Raw genomic sequence first — 26,236 nt, 5'->3', positions numbered from 1 at the left:
CGTGTGCGGCGTGCGCAGGCTTAGGGCCCGCACACGCCGCACACGTGGTCATTCGGTGTTACTGGAGAGCACCGAGAGTGACGTCGACGGTGTATCCCTTGCCGTCACGCACGTAGGTGAGAGGCGTGGTTTCGCCTGCCGATTGAGCACGCACCTGAGCGGTGAGGTCTGTCTTGTTGGTGATGGGGAGTCCATCGAATCCGGTGACGATGTCGCCTACCTTGAGTCCGGCATCCTCAGCTGCTCCACCGGCGACGATGTCGACGATGCTGGCACCAACTACTTCTGCATCGCTCTGGATGGGGTCGTCGGTCACATCGGCGACTGCAGCTCCGAGGAGACCGTGGGTGGCCGTTCCGCTTTCGAGGATCTCGTTGGCGACACGGCTGGCAACGTTCGAGGGGATCGCGAAGCCAACACCGATGCTGCCTGCGGTTCCACCGGAGGAGGCGATGGCGACGTTGATTCCGATGAGTTCACCGTCGGAGTTCAGCAGGGCGCCACCGGAGTTGCCGGGGTTGATCGCGGCATCCGTCTGGATCACGGCGAGGGCTACTGAGGCCTGAGCAGACGAGTTTTGTCCGTTTTCTTGGCCGTTTTCGCCGAAGAGGTCGAAGTTCCAGAGGTCTTGATCGCCGCTGTCGTCGGGGGCTTCAGTGCTTGCCTCGGGGTCTTCGGATAGAGCCGATGAAGCGATCGTGATGCTGCGGTTGAGTGCGCTCACAATTCCGCTCGTGACGGTTCCCGAGAGTCCCAGGGGCGCACCGATCGCGACGGTGCTGTCTCCTACGTTGAGCTCACTGGAGTCGGCAATGCTGATGAAGGGCATGTCGCTGACGTCATCAATGTGAATGACGGCGATATCGGAGATGGCGTCGAAGCCGATGACGGTCGCCGAAAGCAAGCGTCCGTCGCTGGTGGTGACGGTGACGGCGGGGTCTGCGACTTCACCATCGAGGGTAACTACGTGAGCGTTGGTGATGACGTTGCCGTCTTCACTAATGATCACGCCGGATCCGCTTCCGCCTGCGTTCTGGCCCGTCACGTTGATGGTGACGATCGCGGGAGCAGCCTTAGCGACAACCGAGGTGACGAGAGTTGCGTTCCCCGGGTCGTTGACGGTGATGGATGCGGGGCTCGCGGTGCCGCTGACAGCTGACGTCGCTTGGTTTCCGAGCGCCCAGAGCGTGACGCCTGCACCGGATGCACCGCCGAGGAGCGCGACGATGGCAAATCCGGCTACGAGGCCGAGTGTCATGCGGGGCTTTTTCTTGGGTGCGGCAGGATCGGCAGCTGCTGCTGGAACTGCAGCCGGGCCGAAGCTTGCGCCGGGGTGTGCCCCTGTTTCAGCAGAGGCTGAGTCCGTCTGCACGGTGGGTGCAGCGGGGGCCATGGCGGCCGAAGATGTGACGAGCTCAGCAGGTGCGCTTGGAGTCGCAGCGTTCGCGGCAATCGCTGTACCTGCAGCGGGCGGGGCTTCCACCGGGGCGGCACTGGGTGCGGCTTCGGTGGAGGAAGTCTGTGTGGGCGCGCTGTCGACGCCGGCGGGTGTTTCCGCGGTATTGCCTGCTGCGGGAGTTTCCGCAGTGTTGGCTGCGACGGGAGTCGCTGAAACCTGGGGTGCTGTTTCGGGGGTGCTGGTTGGGGTGCTGTTCTCTTCGGGTGTTGCATCTTCGGGTGTTTCTTCGGGGGTGGGTTCTTCGGGGACCTGAGTCATGGTGTGCTCCTTTCAGCGATGCAAGCTTCCATCGCTAACCTGTGCATTCTATTTAGGTCTGCTGTGGGTGGGCTGCGCGGTTGAAAGGAGTTGACCTCGACACCGAGCTGGTAGCCCGGTTTCGCGGGGTTTTTGTTCTGTGTTCGGTTTGTGGTCGAGAGGATTAGCAGCCGATTCCGGTGGGGTTGGCGATGCAGTCTTGGTCGACGAGCACTGTGGTGGCGTGCCCGGCGGTCGCGGTGAGGGGCGGCGCGACGATGGTGAGGGTGCCGACGACGTTCTGCCAACTGCTGCCGGCGACACGGTATTCAGCGGCATAGGTGACGGCGAGACTGATCGTGTAGTTGCCAGGCTCCTCAAACACGTGACTGGTGGGTGTCGGATCGAATTCGGCGATCTTGCTCTTCGCCCAGGTGGTTCCTGCAGTGCCGAGGGTGGAGGTGGTGCCGTCGCCGTAGTCCCAGTTGTAGGAGGTGGGCGTGAATCTGACTTGGGCGGTGCCGCCGAAGAGGGTGCCGTCTACGACGTGGGCGGATGTCGTGGCGTAGAAGTTGGTGTCGAGGCCGACGATCATCCACTGGTTGGGTTGCATCCCCGCAGTGGGAGGTCGAGGGCGGAAGGTCGCGATATCGGTAATGCTGAGCGGCCCGGTGGCGTCCGTGGCTTTCGGAGGTGGATTTCCGATGACTTTGCAGCCCAAGGGAACGCCCTCACCGCAACGGAGGTTCACGATGGGCTCAGTCGCCACCGAGTTTGCTGAACTACCAGCGACGTCGTCTCCCCCACTGCCGGACGAGCCACCGGTTTCCCTGGTGGATTCAACATCCACTCCGCCTGAAGAGTACGAACCAGTGAGTACATCCCCGTCGCTCGGAGTGTCGGAGACATCGGCACCCGACGGAGCTGCGGAGACAAAAACTGCTGTCAGCAGAAGAGCGGCGAGCGTTTTTAACATTCCGGATCTGCCCAGACTGCACGTTGAGAAATCGAGAGGCGCTCGCTAGCGGGATCAAAGTCAAAGCTGGCTTCGAACTGCACACGATCACGTCGATCAGAAGGGACCAAGGACTTTCCGTTTTTGTCCAGAAGATCTACATCGCTAACGTCGTGGCAGAGATAAACCGAAATGATCTCCTTGTTCCCACCTGTTGCTGAGTAGCGCTGCAACGTCATCGAATCGAAAGTTGTAGCACCTGTGCTGTGACTACCGTCGGCTGCAATCGCCTCGTAGCCATCGATAGAGATTTGGGCGAATTCACCCGTAGCTACTGCAGCTATCCGTTCAGCATCCGCCCCGGCTTCCTGCAATATGAGATCTGAAATATGCAAATACTCCGCATACGCCTCCTCGGCTGCCGCGAGCGCTTCTTCGTCGGTCGCGTAGGGCGCAACGAACGTGGCTGCGGGCTCGGGTGGGGTCGTCGCATCGGAAGGCACGCATCCACTCAGCAGCGCTAAGAGGAGCACGCCAACCGACGCACGTACGAGGTTCGGTAGCCGCATATATCGACGCTAGGCATCCGCCACGATCGGGGCGCTCGACTTTCACAGCCAGACGCCGCATCCAGCACCGCAAGTGGTTAGGCTTGCGGAACAATGACAGTCACCGGATCTTGGGAACGCGCCGCCAATGGCGCCATGCTGCTCGGCGCCGACGGGCAGCTGAGCCAAACAATTTTTGCCGAAATGTCGGCCCTTGCCGTTACCAGCGGCGCCATCAACTTGGGTCAAGGTTTTCCTGACGAAGACGGACCAGCCGAAGTGTTGGATGCCGCCCGCAAAGCAATCAGTGACGGTGCCAACCAGTACCCGCCAGGCAACGGTTTCCCGGTGCTGCGCAACGCGATCGCCGAACACCAAGAACGTTTCTACGGAATCGAACTCGACCCCGACACCGAAGTTCTCGCGACAGCGGGTGCCACCGAGGCGCTAGCCGCCACGATCCTTGCACTCACCAACGAAGGCGACGAGGTCATCACCCTCGAACCGTTCTACGACGCCTACGGCGCCATGATCAACTACGCGCGCGCCACCCACGTGACGGTGCCGCTGCGCTCCCCCGACTTTCAGCCCAACCACGACGACATCCGCGCCGCCTTCAGCGGGCGCACTCGCCTCATTATCCTGAACAGCCCACACAACCCCACCGGTGCTGTACTCGACCGCGAAACCCTCGAACTGATCGTGGAGCTCGCCCACAAATATGACGCTCTTATCGTCACCGACGAAGTGTACGAACACATCACCTTCGGCTTCGAACACATCCCGGTCGCCAGCCTTCCGGGTGCGTTCGACCGCACGATCAGCATCTCGAGTGGCGGCAAAACGTTCAACACCACGGGCTGGAAAATCGGGTGGATCACCGCACCCCAGCCCATCCTGCAGGCCATCATGGCGGTGAAGCAATACCTCACCTATGTCAACGGTGCACCACTCCAGCACGGCATCGCCGCAGGCCTTGGTCTCCCCGACAGCTACTTCGACGAACTCGCCAGCGGCCTCGCCCGCAAACGCGACACCCTCAGCGCTGGTCTCCGCAACGCAGGCTTCGACGTGAGCACACCCCAAGCCGGCTACTTCATCATTGCGGATGCCGCACCCCTCGGAGTGACGGACGCTGCAGAATTCTGCCGCCAGCTGCCGGAGCTCGCCGGAGTCGTCGGAATCCCTGTCACCGCGTTCGTGCACCCCGCGAACCACGGCGACTACAACACGCTCATCCGCTTCGCCTACTGCAAAAAGCCCGACGTGCTCGAGCGGGCTGCGGCTCAACTCTCAGGGATGAAGCTGCGTCACTAACGCACCAGCGTAAGAATTTCCGCGCCATCATCGGTAATGGCAATCGTGTGCTCGCTGTGGGCTGTACGGCAACCGGTCACGCTGCGCAAAGTCCAGCCATCGGCATCCGTCACCAGCTCAGCAGTATCAGCCATCACCCACGGCTCCAAAGCCAGCAGCATCCCCGCGCGAAGCGGATAACCCCGGCCTGGCCGCCCGTCGTTGGCCACGTGAGGGTCCTGGTGCATTGTGGAGCCAATACCGTGACCGCCAAACTCCATATTGATGGGATACCCCGCCTCGCTGAGCACGGTACCGATCGCATGTGAAATGTCGCCAATCCGGTTGCCGGGTCGCGCCGCCGCAATGCCCTCAGCGAGCGCCCGCTGCGTGACGTCGATCAGCGCGAGGCTCTCTGCCGGCTGCGACGCCCCCACGACAAAACTGATCGCCGAATCTGCTGCGACACCGTCGAGAATCACCGCGAGGTCGAGAGTAAGAAGGTCGCCCTCGGCGAGCGAGTAGTCGCGCGGTAGGCCATGAAGCACCGCGTCATTCACCGCCGTGCAAATGTAGTGACCGAATGCGCCGCGACCGAACGAAGGCGCATAGTCGACGTAGCAGGAGGTAGCACCAGCTTCCAGAATCATCGACTGAGCCCAACGGTCAATTTCGAGCAGGTTAGTACCGACCTTCGCTCGACCTTTCAACGTCTGCAAAATGTGGGCGACCAGAGCCCCTGTCTCCCGTGCACGAAGCAACTCTCCTGGGCTAAGAATTTCGATCATTGACGCCTCCACACCAGAACATTTCGAATAACTATACCGGCCATATTATCCCGGTATAGAATCGACGCATGGTCCGATTGCCGCTCTCCCCCTCTGAAGTCGACCGCGGAAAACGCCTCGGCATGGCGCTGCGGCGCGGGCGCGGCACACGGTCGATCCTCGACACCGCTCTTGCCGCGGGCATCTCTCCTGAGACCCTTCGCAAGATCGAGACGGGACGCATCGCTACCCCGGCATTCCCCACCATCGCGGCCGTCGCCGACGCTATTGGGCTTTCTCTGGATGAGGTCTGGGCCGAAGTTCGGGAGCCGGAACAGCGGCGCTCGGCCTAACGCTCCTCGAGCGGGTGCACGCCATAGCGACGCAACGATAGCGCCGGATTGGTCGCCCGCACCTCGTCGAGGCGAGCGTACTCAATGTGGGCGACAGCGACATCCGTGCGCTCACCGATCGTCACAAGCTCAACACCCATGGGGTCGACGACCATGCTGTTGCCGACGCCAATCGGCGGGGCGTGATCGGCAGCGGCGACAAAGACGGTGTTCTCGATCGCCCGCGCCGTGAGCAGCGTGCGCCAGTGGTATTCCTTGAGCGGACCGCGCACCCACTCGGCGGGCACGACGATGAGGTTGGCTCCGGCATCCACCAAACGGCGTGACACCTCCGGAAAACGGATGTCGTAGCAAGTCTGCAAACCGACCGTGAAGCCCTCCCAGGCGAAGGTCTGCGGCGCGGCAATCGACCCGGGGATGACCCAGTCGGATTCGCGCTGCCCGAAGGCGTCGTAGAGGTGCTGCTTGCTGTAGGTCGCGACGATGGAGCCTGTCGGCGCAATCGCGACGAGGGTGTTCCAGAAGCGGTTTTCTTCATCGCTCGACTGCAACATGCCCGCAGCGACATGAATCCGCAACCGCTGCGCGAGCGAGGTCAACGCCTGCACGAAAGGACCATCGAGAGGCTCGGCGGCGGTGACCCAGTCCTCGCCCATCGTTGCGGTGAAGTACGACGAGTACTCCGGAAAGATCACAAAACTCGCGCCACGTTCGACGGCACGCTCAGCGAGCTCGGTGATCTGCGCGATGTTCTCATCGCGATCGTGGCCGGGAACGAACTGGGCAACGGCGATAGTCGAAGCGGGAGTCATAAGCCCAGCCTACGACCCCGCTTCTCCAGCGCCCAGAGGTAGCGGTGCGAAAACGGCTACGCGCCGCCCTCCGCAATCTGCTTGCGATACGGCAGCAGCGCGGCTTTCATGCCAATTCCGAGCACGCCTACGAGACGACCGTCGCGATAGTAACCAACGGCAGCCTGGTCGCCGAGGTCTCCCTCAAGCACGCGGATGTCGTCATCCGACACCAGCCCCAACAGACCGTAGGCCTGCAGTTTGATCTCGAACTGGTTAGACCAGAACGACGGCACCGGAGCGAAGGGTTTCGCCACCACATCAGCAAAGGAACCGTCGTCGGCAAGGTGTGCCGCCAGCACGGCACCAGCACGCTTGCCGGTGTCGGTCGGGATGTTCCAGTGCTCGACGCGACGCGGAACGTCATCGAACATGGGGTTCGGGAAGCGAGCAATATCGCCCACCACGTAGACGTCATCGAGAGCGATTCCATCGGTCGTGACCGCGCGCATCGCGTTGTCGGCGAGCACCCCATCCGAGACATCAAGGTTCGTGCCCTCAAGCCACTCGATGTTGCAGTGCGAACCAACAGACTCAATCACAACATCGGCCTCAATAACGCGGCCATCGCTCAGCTCAACAGACTCGACCGCAGCCTCGCCGTTGATCGCCGCAACAGTCACACCGGAGAAAATCTCTACGCCCTCTTCGGTGAGACGGCGACGCATTTCCTTCGCGACGAGGTCACCCAAAGGACGCATCATGGGCTCAGCACTCGGCGTCACAATAGTGACCGCGCAGCCCAACTTGCGAGCGGTGGCGCTCAGTTCGCAACCCAAGAAACCCGAGCCGACAACGACGACGCGGGCACCCGGTGTGAGTTCCGCACGCAGAGCCATCGCGTCATCCAGCGAACGAACAACGTGACGGCCAGCGATCGGGGCAAAATCCAAGCGGCGAGCGCGAAGACCCGTCGCAATAACCAAGGCACGCCACTCCTGCACAGACCCGTCATCGGTGGTGAGAGTGTGCGCATCGAGGTCGACTGCGGTTGCCCGCACCCCGAGCATCCACTCAACATCGCCCATTTCGGCGCGCGACGGAAACGCCACAGCCTCATGGGTCACGTCAGTGGCCAAGACCTCTTTGGAGAGCGGCGGACGGTTATAGGGGGCGTGAAGTTCTTCGCCAACCACGCGGATAGCACCGGTGTAGCCCGAACGGCGAAGAGACTCCGCCGCGCGCAGCCCACCCATCGCCGCACCGACAATAACGACCGGTGCGGCGGGGTTAGCCACAGTCACTATTCGACGATTCGAATGGCCTGCATCGGGCACACATCAACAGCGGCTTCAATGTTGTCGCGCTCCGAGTCGGGCGCTTCAGCCACATACTCGAGCTTGTCGTCGTCGTTGAGCTTGAAGTTGTCGGGTGCCTCGAACACACACTGGCCGTAGTGCTGGCACTGGTTCATGTCGACTTCGATTTTGATCATCGCTTTTCCTCAACTTTCGACGGGTAGAGATCTTTCGACGGAGTTCGAATGCCTCGGAACTCCCAGTCGCCACCCATTGCTGTCGACATTACCTCTTCACTCTCGGTGGGTTGTGCCCCCACGTCGGTGCGGATGGCAGTCGGGCCCGTAACGATGCGGTTCGTGAGCTTGCCCAGACCTTCGACTTCGACCTCAACAACGTCGCCAGGCTGAACCGGACGCGAGAACGCGGGCGTTCCCGAGAACAGCATGTCACCGGGGCTCAACGTGATCGTGCGTGCGATGTCGGCCACGAGGTAGTTCATGTCCCACTCCATATTGTCGGTGTTGTCGTCTTGCTTGACCTCACCGTTCACGATGGTGCGCAACTGCTTGCCGCGGAAATCCCAGTCCGTGACGAGACCGGGGCCAACCGGGGCGAGAGTGTCGCTGCCCTTCACACGAAGCATGGAACCGGCATCCGTGTCTCGGAAATCGTGCAGACCGTAGTCGTTGCCGATCGAGTAACCGGCGATATAGTCGCTGGCTTGCTCGGGCGACACGTTGCGGCACGTGCGACCGATGACGATGACAATCTCACCCTCAAAGTTCAACCACTTGCAGCCTTCAGGGCGCACAACATCACCCTTGTGGGTGTTGAGTGCGGTGACCGGCTTCTGAAAGTAGGTCGGTGCAGCGGGCAGCTTGGTCATGAATTCTTCGGTGCGGCTTGCGTAGTTCAAGTGCACGGCAATGATCTTGCTCGGCTCGGTCGGAGGCAAATGGATCGCCTCGTCGACTCCCACCTCGCGGCCATCGCCGGAGACGAGAACGTCACCGTGACGCGTTACCTGCGTCGGGTATCCATCAAGAAGTATTCTGCGGAGTTCAGTCACGAGAGAGAACCACATCCTTTGCTGCTGGGAAGCCACCTTCTGGCTTCGGGAACCACACGTGAACCTGACCGGTACCGATGGAGTTTTCGTAGTCGCTGTACATTACGCCGGGAGCGGTGCAGGCTTCTTCACCGATGGCACCCGCCGTCATGAGCCAATGACCAAACATGGCCTCGGGGCGAACCTTCTGGAACGCGGGCATGGTTTCCAACACCTGCGCGTGGTCGCCAGCCTTGAACCAGTCGAGACGTTCGTAGTCTGCCTCGCGGGCAGCATCCGAGAAAATGTGGGCCGGATCGGCCATCTCGTGCTTGCGCAGATCGCGCAGCTTGTAGAACGTGTGCGAGAGGGCACCGGAGGCGAGCAGGATGACGCGGCGGTCGCTCTTGGCAATCGCTTCACCAATCGCACGCCCCGCGCGCAAGAAGTCTTCATCGGTGGCGGTCTGACAAATAGAGACGCTCACCCACTTCTTATCGGGCAAGCCCTTGCCGAGGTACTCCCACAGGTTGATCGTGGCGTACATGATCGGCAGGTACTCGTCGTCGATCGGAGTGATCCACGTGCCGTTCTTTTCAGCCTGCTCCCCCATGAGCTTCGCGAGCTCGGGGTCGCCGATGAAGTCGTACGGCACACCGCTCATTCCACGAGGAAGCTCCTCCGACGTGAACTTGCCGTGGCGACGCTCGTGCGCCGTAACGACGAATTCAACCGTGGTCGCCCAGTGGCTGTCGAGCACGACAACAGTGTCGTAATCGTCATTCTCGAAGTAGTCCTTGCGGAGTCGTTCGAGGCCTTCAACGAGCGTTGAATCTTTGCCCTCATTGAGTTCCATGCGGATCTCTTGAGGCAACATGATCGTAGGTACGTGGGCGATCAGCCCAGCGCCAACAACTTCTCCCATGACTATTCCTTCCATCCGTTCGGTGAAACCACCGTGTTCTTTACATCTGCGTAGAAATCAAATGACCAGGTACCGCCCTCGCGGCCAACACCCGACTTCTTGGAGCCACCGAACGGTGCGCGCAAGTCGCGCACAAAGAAGCAGTTGACCCAGATCGTGCCGGCAACCAGCTGCTTGGCGATGACGTCGGCGTGCTCACGATTGCCCGCAACGAGGATGGCGGCGAGCCCGAATTCGGTTCCGTTGGCCATCGCGACGAGTTCTTCGTCGGTCGTGAATGTCTGCATTGTCAGCACCGGCCCGAAGACCTCCTGCGTGACGATCTCGCTTCCGAGCGCAGGGTTCTTGACGAGCGTTGGCGTGAAGTAGAGACCGCCGAGTTCAGCGTTCGGCCCACCACCGAAGAGGATGTCTGCTCCGCCTTCCTTGGCGCGATCGACGAATCCCTTGATGCGCTCGAAGTGCACGCGGTGAACCTGCGGGCCGATGTCGGTCTCGATGTCGCGAGGGTCGCCCTGACGCAGGGACTCGACCTTCGCTTGGAATGCTGCAGCAAAGTCATCCGCGATATTTTCGTGAACGAGGATGCGGGTGCCGGAGAGGCACACCTGGCCGGCGTTGTCGTACTGCTCAACGGCAAGGGTTGCTGCGAGCTCGAGGTCGGCGTCTTCCATGACGATGCACGGGCTCTTGCCGCCCAGCTCAAAGCTGCACGGGGTGAGGTTGTCGGCTGCGGCGCGAGCGATGGACTTTGCGGTCGGCACTGAACCGGTGAATGAGATGCGGCTGAGGTCGGGGTGTTCCACGAGCGAGGCACCCGCCTCTTTTCCATACCCCTGTACGACGTTGAAGACTCCAGCGGGAAGACCCGCTTCAGCGGTGATGTCGGCGAAGAGGGATGCCGTGAGCGGCGTCCACTCGGCCGGCTTCAGCACTACCGTGTCGCCCGCGGCGAGCGCCGGAGCGATCTTCCAGGTGGCGAGCATGAGCGGCGCGTTCCACGGCGTGATGAGAGCGGCGACTCCCGAGGGATCCCACGAGACGTGGTTGTTGTGACCACGAGTTTCGAAGTCGGGATGCCCGAGGTCGTTCACGAGGTAGTCAGCGAAGAAACGGAAGTTGTGGGCCACTCGCGGCATGACACCGCGTAGGTGGCTGCGCAGGAGCGCGCCGTTGTCCATCGTTTCGACGTTGGCGAGGTCGCTGATGCGCTCTTCGACGAGGTCGGCGATCTTGTGCATGATTGCTGCACGGTCTTTCGGGCTGGTGGCAGCCCATCCGGGGAATGCTGCACGGGCTGCGGCGACAGCCATGTCGACTTCGCGTTGGCCTCCGCGGGAGATTTCTCCGAGGGCGCTGGCATCGATCGGTGACACATTGGTGAAGGTGTCGGCGGAGGCGACGCGCTCTCCGTTGATGAAGTGCCGCGTATCGACGGTCACTCCTGCTACTTGAACGTTGGTCATAGTGTTCCCGTCTCGAATCGCTCGCCGTTAAGTCATTCGGATGCTAATGACTTACCTTAGCGAGTGATTCGACCCCAAACAAGCATTAGGGGGAACCGACCACCAAAAATTCTGGGCTGACTAGTTTTTGGGCTCCACGCCAGCAGTGATCACGCGCAGCATCTCGGCCAGCTCTTCGCGCTTGCTGGGATCAACCGGGCCAGTGACAGCCTGTTCTTGAAGGTTGAAGGCAGGAAAGAGCTCGACCATGAGCTCGCGACCGCGGTCGGTGAGGTTCACCACAACGAGGCGGCCGTCGCTCGCACTCCGCTCACGAATGAGCCAGCCGCGGCGCTCAAGGGTTGTGAGAACCCCCGTGAGCGTGGCCTTAGAGAATCCACCCTCGAGAGCGATTTGGCGAGTCTCGATCGGCTCCCAAATCCAAGTAACCCACAGCACAACAAAGGCCGTCCACGAGAGGTTGTGCTCCGAAAGCACTGTGCGCTCAAAGTGATTGCGCACGGCGTTTGCGGCGCGAAAGAGGTTCGAGGCAACAGCCATAGCGGAGTAATCGAGCGGCAAGCCGCCGACCTTCGCCTGCACTTGGCGTTCAGTCTCAGTCAGTGTGTGTGGTCCGGCCACGGAGGGTCCCCTCGCTCGCGTTTAGCTCCGGTTACTCTATCCAACCCCCGGCGTTCAGAAAGTTTTTGCGCGCATCGCTCACAGAATCGTGCCGGTGTGGCATATTGTTTGTATCCAAACAACCCACGGAGGATTGAGTTGACTTCAATGGCGAACGTCACCCTGGCAGACCTAGATCTGTTCGAGAACGGCACACCCTGGAACGTGTTCGACAAGCTTCGCGCTGACGCACCCGTGCACTGGTCAGAAGAACCAGCGCCCAACCACGGCTTCTGGTCGCTCACCCGCTACCACGACATCGTTTCGGTGTTGCGAGACACCGAGACGTTCTCCAGCGAACGCGGCACCGTCAATCTCGAAGAACTCGACGCTGACCAAATTGAGGCTCGCAAGTCGATGCTCGAGACCGACGGCGTTCGTCATCGCGCACTTCGCCGTCTCATGCAGGGCGAGTTCACCCCTCGGGCTGTCGCCGGCTACGAGACCTTCCTCCGTGGTCTCACCGCAAGCACTCTCGATGCAGCGTTCGCCAACAAGGAATTCGAATTCGTCGACCAGGTCGCGGCCGACTTCCCCATCCGCGTGCTCGCCAAAATGCTTGACGTGCCCGACACCGACATCTACAAGCTCATTGACTGGGGCAACCGGATGATCGGAAACGACGATCCGGAACACGCTGATGTTCTGGCCAGCTCCGCCGAGAGTGAAGAGTTCCGCCTGTTACCGTTCCGCTCCCCCGCTGCCCGCGAGGTGTTCGAGTACGGCAATGACCTCGCCAATCAACGTCGCGGCAAAGACGGCACCGACCTCGTATCGCGCCTCGTCAACCAGACGCCGATGGACGGCGTAGAGCTCAGCGAGCGTGACTTCAACAGCTATTTCTTGCTGCTCGTTGTTGCGGGAAACGAAACCACGCGTCACACCATTACTCACTCCATGAACTACCTCATGGACAACCCTGACCAGCTTGAGCTGTTGCAAGAAAAACCTGAGCTGATCCCGTGGGCGGTCGAAGAGTTCTTGCGTATGGCGAGCCCGGTCTACCACTTCCGTCGCACCGCGACGAAGGACACCGAGATCAACGGCCAAGCCATCAAGGAGGGCCAGAAGGTCGTCACCTGGTTTGCTGCAGGCAACCGCGACCCCGAAGTCTTCGAAAACCCCTACAAGATGGATGTCACCCGCAACCCCAACGAACATATGGCGTTCGGTCGTGGCGGCCCGCACATGTGTCTCGGAAACTCTCTGGCACGCCTAGAGATCCGTATCATGTTCGAGAACCTGTTGCCCCGGATCTCCGGAATGACGAAGCTCAGTGAACCTGACCGTCTGCGCAGCAATTTCGTCAACGGAATCAAGCGACTCCCGGTACGCGTTGAATTAGCAAAGTAGGCACATGAGCGAGGTAGTTGCATGAGCGAAGTTCGGCCACAAGGCAGACCCCACGCAGTATGGGGCGACGAGACTGAAGTAGTGCAGCTCGCCCTCGACTGGACCGCCAAAAGAATGGTCCGTAAAACCGACCCCCTGTCAACTGCTCGGCCCGCGGCCGATCTGGCGGCAGAGGTTGGTGAAGCGATCCGTCCCGAAGGCATTGGCGGCGCGGAAGCCCTGCGTATTTTTGACGAGATTCTTGAGCCGGCAACTCGTGCTCAAGATGACCCGTTGAACCTCGCTTACATCGCGGCCGCGCCCACTCGCGCAGCAGTCGCGTTTGACCTCGTCACCAGTTCTGCCAACATTTTTGGTGGCCTCTGGGAGTCGGGTGCTGGCGCGATCTTTGCCGAGAACCAAGCCCTGCAGTGGATCATCGGGCTGCTCGGTTGGCCAGAGACCGCTGGCGGCACTTTTGTTTCCGGCGGCACCTCGGGCAACCTTTCGGCGCTCATGACCGCGCGAGAAACAGCCAAGACTCGTCGCGGTGGCCGCCCGGCTGGGGGTTGGCAACTCGCGTGCACCACCAACGCGCATTCGTCGATCCAGTCGGCGGCGAAAGCACTCGACGTTGACGTCGTCGATGTCCCCATTGACGAACGAGGGCACATGACCGGAGCTGCCCTGCGGGCCGTTCTCGAACAGTCACCGAACGTGTTTGCTGTTGTGGCATCCGCTGGCACCACCAACGAAGGCCTCGTCGACGACCTTTCTGACATCGCCGATGTCTGCGAAGAATTCGGGGTCTGGATGCACGTCGACGGCGCCTACGGTGGTGCGGGGCTCGCCGCCCCGAGCATCCGCCACCTCTTCGACGGTGTTGAACGGGCTGACAGCTTTATCGTCGACCCGCACAAGTGGCTCTTCGCACCCTATGACTGCTGTGCGCTGGTGTATCGCGAGCCCGAGCTGGCTCGCGCCGTGCACTCCCAGCACGCCAGCTATCTGGATGCCATCGACCGCGACGAGTGGAACCCCAGCGAGCTCGCACTGCACCTTTCACGGCGCGTGCGCGGACTGCCCCTCTGGTTCAGTCTCGCTACCCACGGCACCGATAAGTATCGGGATGCGATCGAGGCCTCAGTGACGACCGCCCGCGAAGTCGCTCGGGCGATTGAGGCGACCGACTATCTCGAACTCGTGCGCGAGCCAGAGCTCTCGGTGCTGCTGTTTGTGCGCACCGGCTGGACGGCCGAGCAGTATTCAGCGTGGTCGAAGCAAGCGGCTCATGACGGCGTCATTCTGTGCGTGCCGACATCCTGGCGCGGTCAGAGCGTGCTGCGACTCGCCTTCGTGAACCCCGATACCGAGGTTGCCAAGGTGATGGCGGCGCTTGAAACGCTGCGATAACGTGCGCCTGGGGTAGTTTTAGGCCACGGCGATGAAGCCGACCGGTGCACGAAAGGGGTGACGAGATGAACACAGCTGTTTCTTTGACCGAATTGGCGGCAACAGAATTAGCGAGTGCTGTCGCGTCGAATAACGGGCGAAGCGCGCTGACGATCTGTGGCGGCCGGGACGCGAAACTGCGACAGACGTTGATGGCACTGCGCGCCGGCGAAGGCCTCTCCGAGCATTCCAGCCCCGGTGAGGCGACCCTGCAGGTGATCGTCGGCCATATCGCTTTGCGATCCTCCGACGAATCGTGGGAGGGCAAGCCAGGCGATCTGCTCCCCATTCCCATCGAGGTTCATGCCGTGGATGCGCTCGAAGACTCCGTGATTTTACTCACGGTCGTGAAAGCGCAGTAGGCCCGCTCGCTAGCCATGCTCGGCGAGCGAACCCAGCCAGCGAGCACTGGCTAGCCGAGCTTCGCCACGCGGTCGAGGAATGCATCCACGAGTGCGGCCGTGCGCTGACCGGCGACGGCCTCTTCCGCACGGGTCTGCGCGAGCATCACCGCGGCGTTTTGACCATCGGCGGTCACTTCATCGATGCCGCCCTGGTCGAGCCACCCCTCAAGAATTGCTTCGTTGAGCTCAGGATGAAATTGCACGGCGAGACTGCGGCCATACGTGAAGGCTTGAGGTGCCACGGGGTTGCGGGCGATCTCGACGGCGCCTTCGGGCATCGTCCACTGGTCATAGTGGAACTGGAACCACGGGCCGTTGGAGACTAACGAGGTGTCATCGCTATAAATGGCGGTCCAGCCGATTTCGGCTTTCTGACCCCGCGCTACCGTGCCGCCGAGAGCGCGAGCAATCAGTTGGCCTCCGAAACAAATGCCGAGCACCGGGATGTCCGCCTCGATGATGGTGCGCACCCACGCGAGCTCTGGCTGCAACCAGCGGCCGATGCACGCGTCATCCCACGCACCCCACGGCGCTCCCATGGGGATCACGAGGTCGTACTGCGACGCATCCGGAAATTCGAAGTCAACGTTCGGGTTGTCGAAATTCTCCTCGGTGACGACCATGATCTCGTCGATCTCAAAGCCGCGTTCCCGCAGGCGATCCCCCACTGGGCCGCTCGCGGTGACGTGATCGTGTTGCACCAGGAGAGCTCTCATCTGTGTACCTTTCAGGTAAATTTCTGGCGATGAGTGGACAGCCACACCGCTGTGTGCCTTAGTATCGCACTAATCGTTCAGTGCCGAACGATTTATTTTTCGGAGGAAGAATGACTCTCGACATAGCAGCACTTCAAGCAGACTTGCAGGCAAAAGGGATCGATGTTCTGCGCCTGATTTTCCCGGATGTGCTGGGAATCACCCGCTCAAAAGATCTTCTCGTCAGCCAATTGCATCGCACGAAGTCTCCGCTGTTCTGCCAAGGCGTGTGGGTAACAACCACCGGCGGGGGCGTGCTCGACGGAAACGACATCATGTCATCCGGCCTTCCCGACCTCCTCACCCAGATCGACCCCGAGACCCTCACGATGATGCCGTGGGAGCCCGGCGTTGCCCTCGTCATCGGCGATGCATTCAACCCCGACCACAGCCCCAGCGACGTCGCACCACGTTCGGTGCTGCAGAACGTGATCGCAGAATATGCCGCCCTCGGCCTCACCCCGACCGTCGGCCCCGAACTTGAGTTCTATATCGCCAACTACGACGAAGACAACGGGTGGAGCCGCAGCCTCAGCCGCACCGGCCGTGTCTACACGACCGGCGAGCACGTCGACCCCGGTGGGCAATTCCTCAACCTCATGCGCATGCTCGACGGCATGGACATCGGCGTCTTCGCCGGCAACCACGAATTCAGCCCCTCGCAATACGAAATCAATCTCTGGCACAGCGAGGCACTGGATGCCGCCGACCGCACTTTCCTCTTCAAGACCGCCGTGCGCGACATCGTCGCCCGCACCGGCAAGCACGCCCTCTTCGTGGGCAAGCCCTGGGACGACGAAGGCGGCAGCGGATTCCACCTGCACTTCTCCGTCGTCGACAGCGACGGCAACAACATCATGTCGGATGGCGGCGCTGGGCTCTCAGAGACCGCCAACCACATGATCGGTGGAATCCTCGCCCACGCCGGATCACTCGCCGCACTCTCGAACCCCACCGTCAACGCCTACAAGCGCCTCGGCCCGGACACTCTGGCCCCCTACCGCGCCAACTGGGGCCACGACAACCGCAGCGCAATGCTGAGGGTGCCGCCTGAGCGCGGCGCGGGAACGCGACTGGAAGTGCGCCTCGGGGACCCGGCAGCGAACCCGTATCTGCTGATCGCATCCACTCTGGCTGCTGGCCTTGATGGCATCAAGCGCAAGCTCACGGCACCCGCAGCAGTCGCGGGCTGGGCCTACGAAGACGAGTCGGCACCGATCTTGCCGATGACTCTCAGCGCCGCCCTAGACGCTCTCGACGCCGACACGGTGATGCGCGAGACCATGGGCAGCACTGTGATTGATGTCTTCAGCGTGCTCAAGCGCGATGAAGTGATGCGCTACGAAGACTCTGTCGCCGACAAGACGACGCGCGACATCAGCCAGTGGGAGATCGACGAATACTTCGCCGACTACTAAACCGGTGAACCGCTAGACACACGAAAAGCCCCGCCGAAGTTCTCGGCGGGGCTTTTTGCGGTGAAAGAGGTTAGATAGCGTTCGAGCGGTCCTCTACGAGCTCGCCACCGTTGAAGGTGACGCCGATCTCGCGGTAGTAGCCGCCGAGAATCTCTTGCACGGGCAGGATCGAGTGCAGCTCATCCCATTGCGAATCGCCGAGGTGAAGCTCGGCGTCACCCTTCCAGGTCTCGCCAATCTCGACGTCGGTGCCGCCCATCGTGATGAGTTGGTCGAGGGACATGCCGGCATCCTTGCTGATGGAGGGCATGAACCGGCTGTGCAGCATTTTGTGGCCGTTGACGAAGCCGTTGCTTTCAGCAGGCTCACGCAGCGTGACGACGGCCGAAGCGAGGCGGTGATCGTACGCCGCGATGGAGGCGCCGAACTGGCCACCGTTCTCGAGCTTGGGAGTGGCCTTGCCCGCGTTGAAGACGCGAGTAACAGCGATGTTGCCGAGCTTCTTGGGGTAGCCCTGAAACCAACCGCGGCCGATGGCGAAGTCTTTGTTGACCCAGATGGCGACGCAGCGGCTGTACACGATGCCCTTGTGCGAGCACCGCACCACCATGAAGGCTTCGAGGTATTGAGCGCGCACAGGGTCGAGCAGTTCGAGGCCGCCAGTGCTGCAGGACTGCCAGTCGGCCCACACGATGGCAACAGCGCCAGGCTGTTCAGGGGCGAGGTCAATATCGTCAGGGAGGATCGCACGTACGTTGGCTGGATCGGTCAGATACTCGACAGTGAGCAGCGTTCCCGAGTAGTACCAGGGCATCTTCGGCACGAGCGAACTTGACCCTTGAGGGGTGAGTGGAGGAAGAAATCCGTTGAGTTCGGTCATGCGCCAGAGTGTAGCCCAAAACGGTTCGTATCCGAATGAATTTCCAGAAACCCTTGACTAAGTCACCCTGTCTTCGCCATTGTTGAACCCAACTCGTTCGGATACGGACGACTTGATTTAGAACTCAACGAGGAGTTTCACTATGGCGCTTGACCAAAAATCCCAGGAAAGCCCCGATCGGACCCTGCGCAAAGGGCGACTCGGCGTAATCGGAATCGTCTTCTTTGTCGTGGCTGCCGCCGCACCACTCGTCGGAATGACCGGCGCCGTGCCCGTCGCCATCGTTCTCGGCAACGGTGCAGCAGCCCCCGGCGCTTACCTCTTCGCCGGCATCGTGCTTCTCCTGTTCAGCGTCGGCTACGCCGCGATGAGCCAACGCGTCACCAACACCGGTGCGTTCTTCGCCTACGTCGGTCGCGGACTCGGGCGCAACGCCGGAATCGCATCCTCCTTCGTTTCTGTACTCGCCTACCTCACCATCCAGCTCGCCATTTATGGCTTCTTTGGTGGAGTGATGGCCGGACAGGTTGGGCTTCTCCCCTGGTGGGCCTGGACACTTCTCGCGTGGATCGTCGTTACTGGCCTCTCGCTTGCTCGCGTTGACGTCGGCGCCAAGCTGCTCGGCGTACTGATGCTCGCCGAGCTCATCGTTCTCGTGATCGCTGCCGTCGCGATCCTCGCCGATGGCGGCCCCGAGGGCCTCAACTGGGCCGCATCGTTCTCGCCTGACCTGATCATGGCTGGCGGCCTCGCTGGCTCAGCCGGAATCGCCTTCGCGTTCGCGTTCGCTTCCTTCATCGGCTTCGAAGCCACCGCCATCTACGGCGAAGAAAGCAAGGACCCGAAACGCGCCGTACCCCGTGCGACCTACCTCGCGGTCGGCCTCATCACCGTGCTGTTCGCGTTCACCGCTTTCGCCCTCGTCACCGGCATGGGCGCCTCGAACGTGATCGACCAGACGCTCGAACGTTCAGCCGGTCTCGAAGACCCGGCCGCCGTGCTCTTCACTCTCGCGAGCGAATACGTCGGACCGTGGCTTGCCACGCTCATGAGCATCCTCGTGCTCTCGAGCCTGTTTGCCGGACTGCTCGCGTTCCAGAACGCCGCAAGCCGCTACCTGTTCGCGCTCGGCCGCGGTGGCGTGCTGGCGCGTTCAGTGGGAACCGTAAACGGTCGCGGAGCCCCCGGCCGCGCATCCATCATCGTGTCGATCATTAGCGGTGTGGTGATCGTTCTGTTCGCCGCCTTCCAGCTCGACCCCGTCGGCAACATGTTCTTCTGGTTCAGTGGCCTCGCCGTGGTGGCGATCGTGCTCATCGAAGCGCTCGTCTGCGTGGCGATCATCCGCTTCTTCTTGATGAACAAGGGCACCGAGAACATCTTCGTCACCATGATCGCGCCGATCCTGGCATTCATTGGTCTCGTTCTCGCCGAGTACCTGCTGATGTCACGCTTCGGCCTCCTCGCCGGTGATCTCACGCTTGCCGCCGGAGTCGACCCGACCGTCACCGCATTCGGACTCAACGCCTTCGGCTGGTTCCTCGTGCTGTCACCATTCATCGCTCTTGTGATCGGCTACATCGTGTCGATGGTTCGCAAGGACCTCAACGAAGAACTGCTGCAGGATGTGATTTCCTAAATCCCGCACACGAATGGCCCCGACACTTCGGTGTCGGGGCCATTCGGTAGTCAAAGGGAGCGCGGTGAAACGCCGTTAGATCGCCGCGCCGTTAGGGCGTAGCCCCAGTCGCGACGGGTCGCTCTGGCTGATTGGCCCAAGCAGACCACGATCCGGGAAAGAGGGCCGGGCGGAAGCCCGCAACCGTCAGCGCCAGAGCATCGTGCGCCGCCGTCACCCCGGAACCGCAATACACCCCCACCGCACGATCGACACTGACGCCGAGGGCTTCGTAGCGTTCGCGCAATGTGTCGGGGTCGAGGAAGTGACCAGCGTCATCCAAGTTTGCTGATGTCGGAGCGCTGATCGCCCCGGGGATGTGGCCGGCACGAGGATCGATCGGCTCGGTCTCGCCCCGGTAGCGTTCACCGGCGCGAGCATCGAGCAGCACGCCATTCGCCGGAAGCGACGCAGCGTCGTCGGCACTCAACACGGGCTCGTGACCAGCGCTCAGCGTGATCGCGCCCGGCACGACACTCGTCATATCGTCAGCGCCGACAGCGAGTGGATGCCCGGCCGTCGTCCACGCGGACAGCGCGCCATCGAGTACCCGCACGTCGGAAGCGCCCATGTAACGCAGCAACCACCACGCGCGGCCCGCAGCAAGACTGTTCCAGTCGTCATAGACAACAACTGTGTCGCCATCGTTGAGACCCCAGCCGCGCGCGGCAGCCTGAAAATCTGCGGCATCAGGCAACGGATGCCGCCCCTCCTGCGGTTCCCCATGGCGGGCGAGCTCGGTGTCGAGGTCGACGTACACCGCACCAGGGATGTGCCCTTCCCTATAGAGAGGTAGCCCAGCGGGCCCGCCCAAGCTCCAGCGCACATCGAGAACCCGTACCGGCGCTCCCCCGGAGGACGCATCGTTGAGCAGTGCGGCAAGTTCGTTCGCGGTGACGAGGGGGTGTGGCATCCGAGGCTCCGATCGTGGGGATAGTTCCATGATGACATTCGCCGCGGCGATGCCGTGACTGGCCATAACACTGGCGCCCATCTCCACGCGCCCAGATGAGGGGGATGCTTAATTCCGAAATTATCTCAATAATGGTGTGTAGCGTCGCGGCAACTCGAAGTACCGCGAGATCTTGCGAACAGGGAGCCAGATTCAACGATGTCGAACACCATGGCCGAATGCCCCCTGTGCGAAAACTATGGTGCCCACGAACGCTCTGACAGCAATTGGTTCCGCTGTGCGCACTGCACCACGTCGTGGGGGTGCCCCGCCGACATCCCTAACGATGCCGACGGGGCCGTACAACTCAATTAGCTCCGAGGTTCGTCCCGACCGTCAGCAGCGAGAAGCTCCTCCTCGACGGCGCCGCCATACCCCTCCTTTTGAGGATCCCCGTGGAGCCCGCCAGAGATCGCGTATTCCTCTTCAGGCGAGAGCACGAGGCGCTTGCGACCGTAGAGCCCGAAGATCGCAAGCATCACGATGTAGACCACAGCGATGGCGCCGATCGCCGGACGAGCGGGCTCGTTGATGAAGAAGCCGAAGAAGATCGCCAACGAAAGAACGCCGCCGATAATAGCTCCGGGAACACCCCAGGGGCTGCGGTAGGGGCGGTTTGCGTTCGGGTATTTCTTGCGCAAAATCAGGAACGACACCATCTGCAGCACGTAAGCAATAACAGCGCCCCACACCGCGATGTTCAAGACGATTGCACCCGCGACACCATCTGCGCCGCCGAGGCTGTCAACGAGAACCAGAGCGACGTAGCCGATAATTGCGCCCACTAAGAGCGCAACAGCGGGAGTCTGACGCTTGCCGGTGAGCGACAAGAATTTCGGGTAATAACCGGCGCGTGACAGTGAATACATGTTGCGTCCGTAAGCAAACATGATTCCCTGCAACGACGCGAAGAGCCCGATGAGCGCAAACAACGCGAGGGCCGCCGCTGCTTGGTCTCCGACGATCGCACGGAATCCATCGAGTAGGGGTTCTCCCGACGTAGAAATCTCAGAAGCACCAACGATTCCCGTGTTGAGGAAGAGCACCAGAAGACCCGTGATGATCAGCGTCGTGCGAGCGATCAACCCGGCCTTCGGGATGTCACGCACAGGGTTGTGAGCCTCTTCCGCAGCGAGCGGCAACTCTTCGATTCCCAAGAAGAACCACATGGCATAGGGAAGCGCGAAGAGAATCGGCACTATGCCATGAGGCAGGAAGGATGATTGCCCCGGGTCGGCGGCGATGTTGAACAAGTTGTCCCAGCTGAAAAGACCGGAGAATGCTGCCATGACGGAGAAGACGAGCAGGATGGTGATCGAAACAATCGCCACGATGATCGCAAATTTGAATGAAATCGCTGCGCCGGCCGAGTTTAGCCCGATGAACACGATGTACAGAATCAGCCACCACACTGGCGCCGGCAGCGAGAAGCCCAAGAGCTCGCTCGTAATGAAGTCGGCATATCCCGCTGAGAAGTAAACGATGACCGCCGTAGTAGCAACGTATTCAATCGTCTCAGCGAGCCCCGTGACGAAGCCGCCCCACGGGCCCATTGCGGCACGAGCGAAGGAGTAAGCTCCGCCGGTGTGTGGCATGGCGGATGCCATTTCACCGATGCTGAAGATCATTCCGTAATACATAAAGATGAGCAGGGCGAAGGCGATCAGCATTCCGCCGAAGCCAGCGAACCCGATTCCGAAGTTCCAGCCGGAGAAGTCGCCCGAGATAACGGCTGCAACCGCGAGCCCCCACAGCCCCCAGATTCCCGCCGTGCGTTTGAGTGTGCGTTTCTCGAAATACCCGGCCGCAGCCGTCGTGTATTTCACCCCGGAGACGTTCAGTGTGTCTTTGGACATCCTGTTTCCTTTGCAGTCTGGTTGCGTGCACCGACGGGTCGATCACACAATGCTGGGAGAATCCTTGCGATGACTATACGGTTATCAATGGTTGTTGACTACCCATAATCCACAGAAATTTCCCGCGATGTTGGGGAAGATTTATGAGCAACACAGTCATCGATGTGTTCTAATGGTCGGAAAGCGCACCATTTGACTTGCTTAATGAGGAGAAGTTAATGTCCCCCAGCTCCGGTAACCTCACGCTCGCAGAACTCAAAGACGATGTTGCCAGTGGCGCAGTCGACACGGTTCTCGTAGCTTTCACCGACATGCAGGGACGACTGGTGGGCAAGCGCCTCTCAGCGAGACTCTTTCTTGAGGATGCCGCGGATCACGGTGCCGAATGCTGCAACTATCTCTTGGCCGTTGACGTCGACATGAACACTGTCGAGGGCTACGCCATGTCGAGCTGGTCGCGCGGTTATGGCGACATGGTCATGGTGCCCGACATCGGCACCCTCCGTCGCGCGCCCTGGCTCACGGCAACCGCCCTAGTAACTGCCGACCTGCGCTGGCATGACGAAACGCCCGTGGCGCCCTCTCCCCGTCAGATTCTCAAAGCCCAACTCGCCCGCCTCGCAGAACGTGGCCTCGATACGTTCGTCGCCACTGAGCTCGAATTCATTGTCTTCGACGACAGTTACCGCGACGCCTGGAAGAAGGGATATCGCGAGCTGACTGCCGCCACCGACTACAACATCGACTACAACGTGCTGGCGTCCACACGAATGGAACCGCTGCTGCGCGACATCCGCAACGGTATGGATGGCGCCGGCATGTATTGCGAGGGCGTCAAAGGCGAGTGCAACCCTGGCCAGCAAGAGATCGGCTTCCGCTACGCCTCAGCCCTCGACACGTGCGACAACCACTCGATCTACAAGAACGGCGCGAAAGAAATCGCCGATGCGCACGGCAAGAGCCTCACCTTCATGGCGAAGTACAACGAGAAGGAAGGCAATAGCTGCCACATCCACATCAGTCTGCGAGGAACCGACGGCACCGCCGTCTTTGCCGACAAGGATGCCGAACACGGCATGTCAAAAATGTTCCGTCACTTTATTGCGGGCCAGCTCGCGGTGATGCGCGAACTCACGCTCTTCTCCGCCCCCAACATTAACTCGTACAAGCGCTACGTTCCGGGAAGCTTTGCTCCCACCGCACTCGCCTGGGGTCTCGATAACCGCACGTGTGCGCTGCGCGTCGTTGGTCAAGGCCACGGAATGCGCGTCGAAAACCGCGTGCCCGGCGGAGACGTGAATCAGTACCTTGCCGTCAGCGCCCTCATCGCGGCCGGGCTCTACGGAATCGACAACGAGCTTGAACTCGACGATGCCTTTGAAGGCAACGCCTACACGAGCGATGTTCCGCGGGTTCCGGCAACGCTGCGTGAAGCGGCCGATCTGTTCGCGTCATCCACCTTTGCCCGTGACGCTTTCGGCGATGAAGTAGTTGACCATTACCTCAACTACGCCGCGATTGAACTGGCTGCCTTTGATTCTGCAGTAACCGATTGGGAAAAGGTGCGCGGCTTTGAACGACTCTGATCGGCCCATTATCGGCCTGACCACCTACCTCGAACAGTCGCAGACTGGTGTGTGGGATGTTCCCGCATCCTTCTTGCCGAAGGCCTACTTTGAAGCGGTCACTCGCGCCGGTGGCATCGTCGTGCTGCTGCCGCCACAACCGGTCAGCCCCGAGATTGCTCGCCGGGTGCTACACGGTCTCGACGGCCTCATCATCACCGGTGGCAAAGACATCAATCCGGCGCGCTACGGCCACGAGCCGCATCCCACCACCGATGATCCTCGACTCGATCGTGATGCGTGGGAAGACGAACTGATGCGTCAGGCCCTCGATGCCGACCTCCCTTTTCTCGGCATCTGTCGCGGGGCTCAAATTCTCAATGTCGCGTTGGGAGGCACCCTGCACCAACACCTCCCTGAAGTGGTCGGCCACAGTGACTATCAACTCGGCGGCGGCAACTTCAGCCACACCCCCGTAGAGATCGAGCCCAACACCCGAATCGATAAGGTTCTCGGCGGACAAACCGAACCACTCGTCGTTCCCCTCTATCACCACCAAGCGATTGATCAACTGGCCGAGGGGCTCGTCGTCACGGCCCGCACGAGCGACGGCGTGATCGAAGCTGTCGAACTGCCTACCGCGACTTTTGCGGTTGCAGTGCAGTGGCATCCCGAGGCAGCGCCAGAAGACATCCGACTATTCGCGGGCTTGGTCGACGCAGCCCGAATCAACCGAAAGGCTCTCGCGTGAGCACCTATACCGTCATCAATCCCGCAACCGAGGCCGAGATTGGCTCGGTCGATCTCCTCGACATCGAAGCGACGGATGCCGCAATCGCCCGCGCCGCAGTCGCCCAGAAAGCATGGGCTCGCGTCTCCCCCGCCGACAAGGCGCTCATGCTGCGTCGCTTCGCGCAGACTGTCGACGGCGACGTCGAGAACCTTGCAGCGCTGGAGGTTAGCAACTCCGGGCATCCGATCTCGCAGGCTCGCTGGGAAGCCGGTCACGTCCGTGACGTTCTCAACTACTACGCTGCAGCTCCCGAGCGGATGTTCGGCCAGCAGATTCCCGTAGCTGGCGGACTCAACGTCACCTTCCACGAGCCGCTCGGCGTTGTGGGCGTCATCACCCCGTGGAACTTCCCGATGACGATCGCGGCATGGGGATTCGCTCCGGCACTCGCCGCCGGTAACGCCGTCGTGCTGAAGCCTGCCGAGTGGACGCCGCTCACGAGCATCCGTCTCGGTGAACTTGCTCTCGAAGCGGGCCTCCCCGAAGGGCTATTTCAGGTTCTTCCCGGCAAGGGTTCGGTAGTCGGCGAGCGCTTCGTGACGAACCCCACCGTACGCAAAGTGGTGTTCACAGGATCGACTGCCGTCGGCAAAAAGATCATGGCCGGCTGCGCGGATCAAGTGAAGCGCGTCACGCTCGAACTGGGCGGCAAGAGCGCCAACATCGTGTTCGCGGATGCCGATCTAGAGAAAGCTGCGGCGTCGGCACCCTACGGCGTCTTTGAGAACGCAGGCCAGGACTGCTGTGCCCGCAGCCGCATTCTGGTGGAGCGCAGCGCCTACGACCGCTTCATGGAACTTCTTGAACCCGCCGTTGCTGGCGTGAAGGTGGGAGATCCGACGGATGAAGCGACAGAAATGGGGCCGTTGGTGTCAGCAAAGCACCTCGCTTCTGTGCAGTCCTACGTGCCGGCCGATGCGCCTGTTGCTTTCCGCGGCAGCGCTCCCGACGGAGCAGGATACTGGTTCGCCCCGACGGTGTTGACGCCAGCATCGCGCAATGATCGCTGCGTGACCGATGAGATCTTCGGGCCCGTGGTCACGGTGCTTCCCTTCGACGACGAGAACGATGCTCTGCAGTTGGCCAACGACTCCGACTATGGGCTTTCGGGTTCGATTTGGACTCGGGATGTCAGCCGGGCAATTCGGGTTTCCCGAGGTGTCGAGGCCGGCAACCTCTCCGTGAACTCGCACTCCTCGGTGCGGTACTCCACGCCCTTCGGTGGCTTCAAGCAGTCCGGCCTCGGCCGCGAGCTTGGCCCCGATGCACCGCTGAATTTCACGGAAACCAAGAACGTTTTCATCGCTGTTGATTAACCCTCTCGACACCTTTTATCCAAGGAGCA

General features: G+C 61.2%; 25 protein-coding genes. 10 read left to right on the top strand and 15 right to left on the bottom strand.

The genetic code is table 11. The features are described from left to right. Nucleotides 1-58: 58 nt before the first annotated feature. The 3 genes from ACWFSR_RS04205 to ACWFSR_RS04195 form a co-directional block, all read right to left on the bottom strand. Nucleotides 59-1,717: a S1C family serine protease gene (locus ACWFSR_RS04205; RefSeq protein WP_447523138.1), complete on the bottom strand. Its 1,659-nt coding sequence runs from the start codon at nucleotides 1,715-1,717 to the stop codon at nucleotides 59-61. Between the two features lie 163 nt (nucleotides 1,718-1,880). Beyond that, nucleotides 1,881-2,672: a PKD domain-containing protein gene (locus ACWFSR_RS04200; RefSeq protein ID WP_447523137.1), complete on the bottom strand. Its 792-nt coding sequence runs from the start codon at nucleotides 2,670-2,672 to the stop codon at nucleotides 1,881-1,883. Beyond that, on the bottom strand, nucleotides 2,666-3,154 hold the full coding sequence (locus tag ACWFSR_RS04195) for a hypothetical protein (protein WP_447523136.1): 489 nt from the start codon (nucleotides 3,152-3,154) through the stop codon (nucleotides 2,666-2,668). Before ACWFSR_RS04195 ends, ACWFSR_RS04200 begins: the two co-directional genes overlap by 7 nt. 159 nt (nucleotides 3,155-3,313) lie before the next feature. Here ACWFSR_RS04195 and ACWFSR_RS04190 point away from each other — a divergent pair, with 159 nt between their 5' ends. Next, nucleotides 3,314-4,516, top strand: coding sequence for an aminotransferase class I/II-fold pyridoxal phosphate-dependent enzyme (locus tag ACWFSR_RS04190; RefSeq protein WP_447523135.1), 1,203 nt, complete (start codon nucleotides 3,314-3,316; stop codon nucleotides 4,514-4,516). Here ACWFSR_RS04190 and map read toward each other — a convergent pair. Beyond that, a complete protein-coding gene (gene map / locus ACWFSR_RS04185) occupies nucleotides 4,513-5,283 on the bottom strand; it encodes a type I methionyl aminopeptidase (RefSeq protein WP_447523134.1) in 771 nt (256 codons plus the stop codon). The two genes, ACWFSR_RS04190 and map, sit on opposite strands and share 4 nt — an antisense overlap. A gap of 68 nt (nucleotides 5,284-5,351) precedes the next feature. Between map and ACWFSR_RS04180 the strand changes: the two genes are divergently transcribed. Further along, the gene (locus ACWFSR_RS04180) at nucleotides 5,352-5,615 is read left to right on the top strand and encodes a helix-turn-helix domain-containing protein (RefSeq protein ID WP_197107302.1); all 264 of its coding nucleotides are present in this window, start codon (nucleotides 5,352-5,354) and stop codon (nucleotides 5,613-5,615) included. Here ACWFSR_RS04180 and ACWFSR_RS04175 read toward each other — a convergent pair. The 7 genes from ACWFSR_RS04175 to ACWFSR_RS04145 all read right to left on the bottom strand — a co-directional run bounded on the left by ACWFSR_RS04175 (nucleotide 5,612) and on the right by ACWFSR_RS04145 (nucleotide 11,767). Beyond that, nucleotides 5,612-6,427: a carbon-nitrogen hydrolase family protein gene (locus tag ACWFSR_RS04175; protein WP_447523133.1), complete on the bottom strand. Its 816-nt coding sequence runs from the start codon at nucleotides 6,425-6,427 to the stop codon at nucleotides 5,612-5,614. The two genes, ACWFSR_RS04180 and ACWFSR_RS04175, sit on opposite strands and share 4 nt — an antisense overlap. Nucleotides 6,428-6,483: 56 nt before the next feature. Next, a complete protein-coding gene (locus tag ACWFSR_RS04170) occupies nucleotides 6,484-7,704 on the bottom strand; it encodes an NAD(P)/FAD-dependent oxidoreductase (RefSeq protein ID WP_447523132.1) in 1,221 nt (406 codons plus the stop codon). 5 nt (nucleotides 7,705-7,709) lie between these two features. Then, nucleotides 7,710-7,901: a ferredoxin gene (locus ACWFSR_RS04165; protein WP_009774276.1), complete on the bottom strand. Its 192-nt coding sequence runs from the start codon at nucleotides 7,899-7,901 to the stop codon at nucleotides 7,710-7,712. After that, nucleotides 7,898-8,776, bottom strand: coding sequence for a fumarylacetoacetate hydrolase family protein (locus tag ACWFSR_RS04160; protein ID WP_197107305.1), 879 nt, complete (start codon nucleotides 8,774-8,776; stop codon nucleotides 7,898-7,900). The genes ACWFSR_RS04165 and ACWFSR_RS04160 overlap by 4 nt, the downstream gene beginning before the upstream one ends. Continuing rightward, entirely contained in the window at nucleotides 8,769-9,680 is a 912-nt protein-coding gene (locus tag ACWFSR_RS04155) for a DODA-type extradiol aromatic ring-opening family dioxygenase (protein ID WP_197107306.1), read from the bottom strand. The genes ACWFSR_RS04160 and ACWFSR_RS04155 overlap by 8 nt, the downstream gene beginning before the upstream one ends. Nucleotides 9,681-9,682: 2 nt before the next feature. Further along, nucleotides 9,683-11,146 (bottom strand): aldehyde dehydrogenase, encoded by a 1,464-nt coding sequence (locus tag ACWFSR_RS04150; protein ID WP_197110239.1) that lies wholly within the window; start codon nucleotides 11,144-11,146, stop codon nucleotides 9,683-9,685. Between the two features lie 120 nt (nucleotides 11,147-11,266). Beyond that, nucleotides 11,267-11,767, bottom strand: a complete 501-nt coding sequence (locus ACWFSR_RS04145) for a MarR family winged helix-turn-helix transcriptional regulator (protein ID WP_197107308.1) — start codon at nucleotides 11,765-11,767, stop codon at nucleotides 11,267-11,269. A gap of 147 nt (nucleotides 11,768-11,914) precedes the next feature. Between ACWFSR_RS04145 and ACWFSR_RS04140 the strand changes: the two genes are divergently transcribed. The 3 genes from ACWFSR_RS04140 to ACWFSR_RS04130 all read left to right on the top strand — a co-directional run bounded on the left by ACWFSR_RS04140 (nucleotide 11,915) and on the right by ACWFSR_RS04130 (nucleotide 14,952). Then, complete coding sequence (locus ACWFSR_RS04140; RefSeq protein ID WP_197107309.1) at nucleotides 11,915-13,159, top strand: cytochrome P450; 1,245 nt, start codon at nucleotides 11,915-11,917, stop codon at nucleotides 13,157-13,159. A 21-nt stretch (nucleotides 13,160-13,180) separates the two neighbouring features. Continuing rightward, nucleotides 13,181-14,551, top strand: coding sequence for a pyridoxal phosphate-dependent decarboxylase family protein (locus tag ACWFSR_RS04135; protein WP_447523131.1), 1,371 nt, complete (start codon nucleotides 13,181-13,183; stop codon nucleotides 14,549-14,551). Nucleotides 14,552-14,616: 65 nt separating this feature from the next. Beyond that, nucleotides 14,617-14,952, top strand: a complete 336-nt coding sequence (locus ACWFSR_RS04130) for a cupin domain-containing protein (protein WP_197107310.1) — start codon at nucleotides 14,617-14,619, stop codon at nucleotides 14,950-14,952. A 50-nt stretch (nucleotides 14,953-15,002) separates the two neighbouring features. Here ACWFSR_RS04130 and ACWFSR_RS04125 read toward each other — a convergent pair whose 3' ends face one another. After that, nucleotides 15,003-15,710, bottom strand: a complete 708-nt coding sequence (locus tag ACWFSR_RS04125) for a type 1 glutamine amidotransferase (RefSeq protein ID WP_447523130.1) — start codon at nucleotides 15,708-15,710, stop codon at nucleotides 15,003-15,005. A 110-nt stretch (nucleotides 15,711-15,820) separates the two neighbouring features. Here ACWFSR_RS04125 and ACWFSR_RS04120 point away from each other — a divergent pair, with 110 nt between their 5' ends. Beyond that, nucleotides 15,821-17,167, top strand: coding sequence for a glutamine synthetase family protein (locus ACWFSR_RS04120; protein WP_197107312.1), 1,347 nt, complete (start codon nucleotides 15,821-15,823; stop codon nucleotides 17,165-17,167). Between the two features lie 70 nt (nucleotides 17,168-17,237). Here ACWFSR_RS04120 and ACWFSR_RS04115 read toward each other — a convergent pair whose 3' ends face one another. Further along, nucleotides 17,238-18,047, bottom strand: coding sequence for an acetoacetate decarboxylase family protein (locus ACWFSR_RS04115; RefSeq protein ID WP_197110244.1), 810 nt, complete (start codon nucleotides 18,045-18,047; stop codon nucleotides 17,238-17,240). Between the two features lie 142 nt (nucleotides 18,048-18,189). Between ACWFSR_RS04115 and ACWFSR_RS04110 the strand changes: the two genes are divergently transcribed. Continuing rightward, entirely contained in the window at nucleotides 18,190-19,686 is a 1,497-nt protein-coding gene (locus tag ACWFSR_RS04110) for an APC family permease (RefSeq protein WP_197107315.1), read from the top strand. 91 nt (nucleotides 19,687-19,777) lie between these two features. Here the strand turns inward: ACWFSR_RS04110 and ACWFSR_RS04105 are convergent, their stop codons facing one another. Together ACWFSR_RS04105 and ACWFSR_RS04100 are read right to left on the bottom strand one after the other, a co-directional pair. After that, nucleotides 19,778-20,638 carry a sulfurtransferase gene (locus ACWFSR_RS04105; RefSeq protein ID WP_447523129.1) on the bottom strand — a complete coding sequence of 287 codons (861 nt, stop codon included), beginning with the start codon at nucleotides 20,636-20,638 and terminating at the stop codon, nucleotides 19,778-19,780. 350 nt (nucleotides 20,639-20,988) lie between these two features. Then, nucleotides 20,989-22,533 (bottom strand): amino acid permease, encoded by a 1,545-nt coding sequence (locus ACWFSR_RS04100; protein ID WP_197110246.1) that lies wholly within the window; start codon nucleotides 22,531-22,533, stop codon nucleotides 20,989-20,991. 218 nt (nucleotides 22,534-22,751) lie between these two features. Here ACWFSR_RS04100 and ACWFSR_RS04095 point away from each other — a divergent pair, with 218 nt between their 5' ends. The 3 genes from ACWFSR_RS04095 to ACWFSR_RS04085 are packed head-to-tail and all read left to right on the top strand — an operon-like array spanning nucleotide 22,752 to nucleotide 26,207. After that, nucleotides 22,752-24,119 (top strand): glutamine synthetase family protein, encoded by a 1,368-nt coding sequence (locus tag ACWFSR_RS04095; protein WP_197107318.1) that lies wholly within the window; start codon nucleotides 22,752-22,754, stop codon nucleotides 24,117-24,119. Then, nucleotides 24,106-24,849: a gamma-glutamyl-gamma-aminobutyrate hydrolase family protein gene (locus ACWFSR_RS04090; RefSeq protein WP_447523128.1), complete on the top strand. Its 744-nt coding sequence runs from the start codon at nucleotides 24,106-24,108 to the stop codon at nucleotides 24,847-24,849. The genes ACWFSR_RS04095 and ACWFSR_RS04090 overlap by 14 nt, the downstream gene beginning before the upstream one ends. Further along, nucleotides 24,846-26,207 (top strand): aldehyde dehydrogenase family protein, encoded by a 1,362-nt coding sequence (locus ACWFSR_RS04085; RefSeq protein ID WP_197110247.1) that lies wholly within the window; start codon nucleotides 24,846-24,848, stop codon nucleotides 26,205-26,207. The genes ACWFSR_RS04090 and ACWFSR_RS04085 overlap by 4 nt, the downstream gene beginning before the upstream one ends. The last annotated feature ends 29 nt before the right edge of the window (nucleotides 26,208-26,236 follow it).

This window comes from Salinibacterium sp. NYA9b, assembly GCF_976973725.1.
Note: the sequence above shows the minus strand (reverse complement) of the source record. Positions and strands in the feature narration are given on the sequence as shown.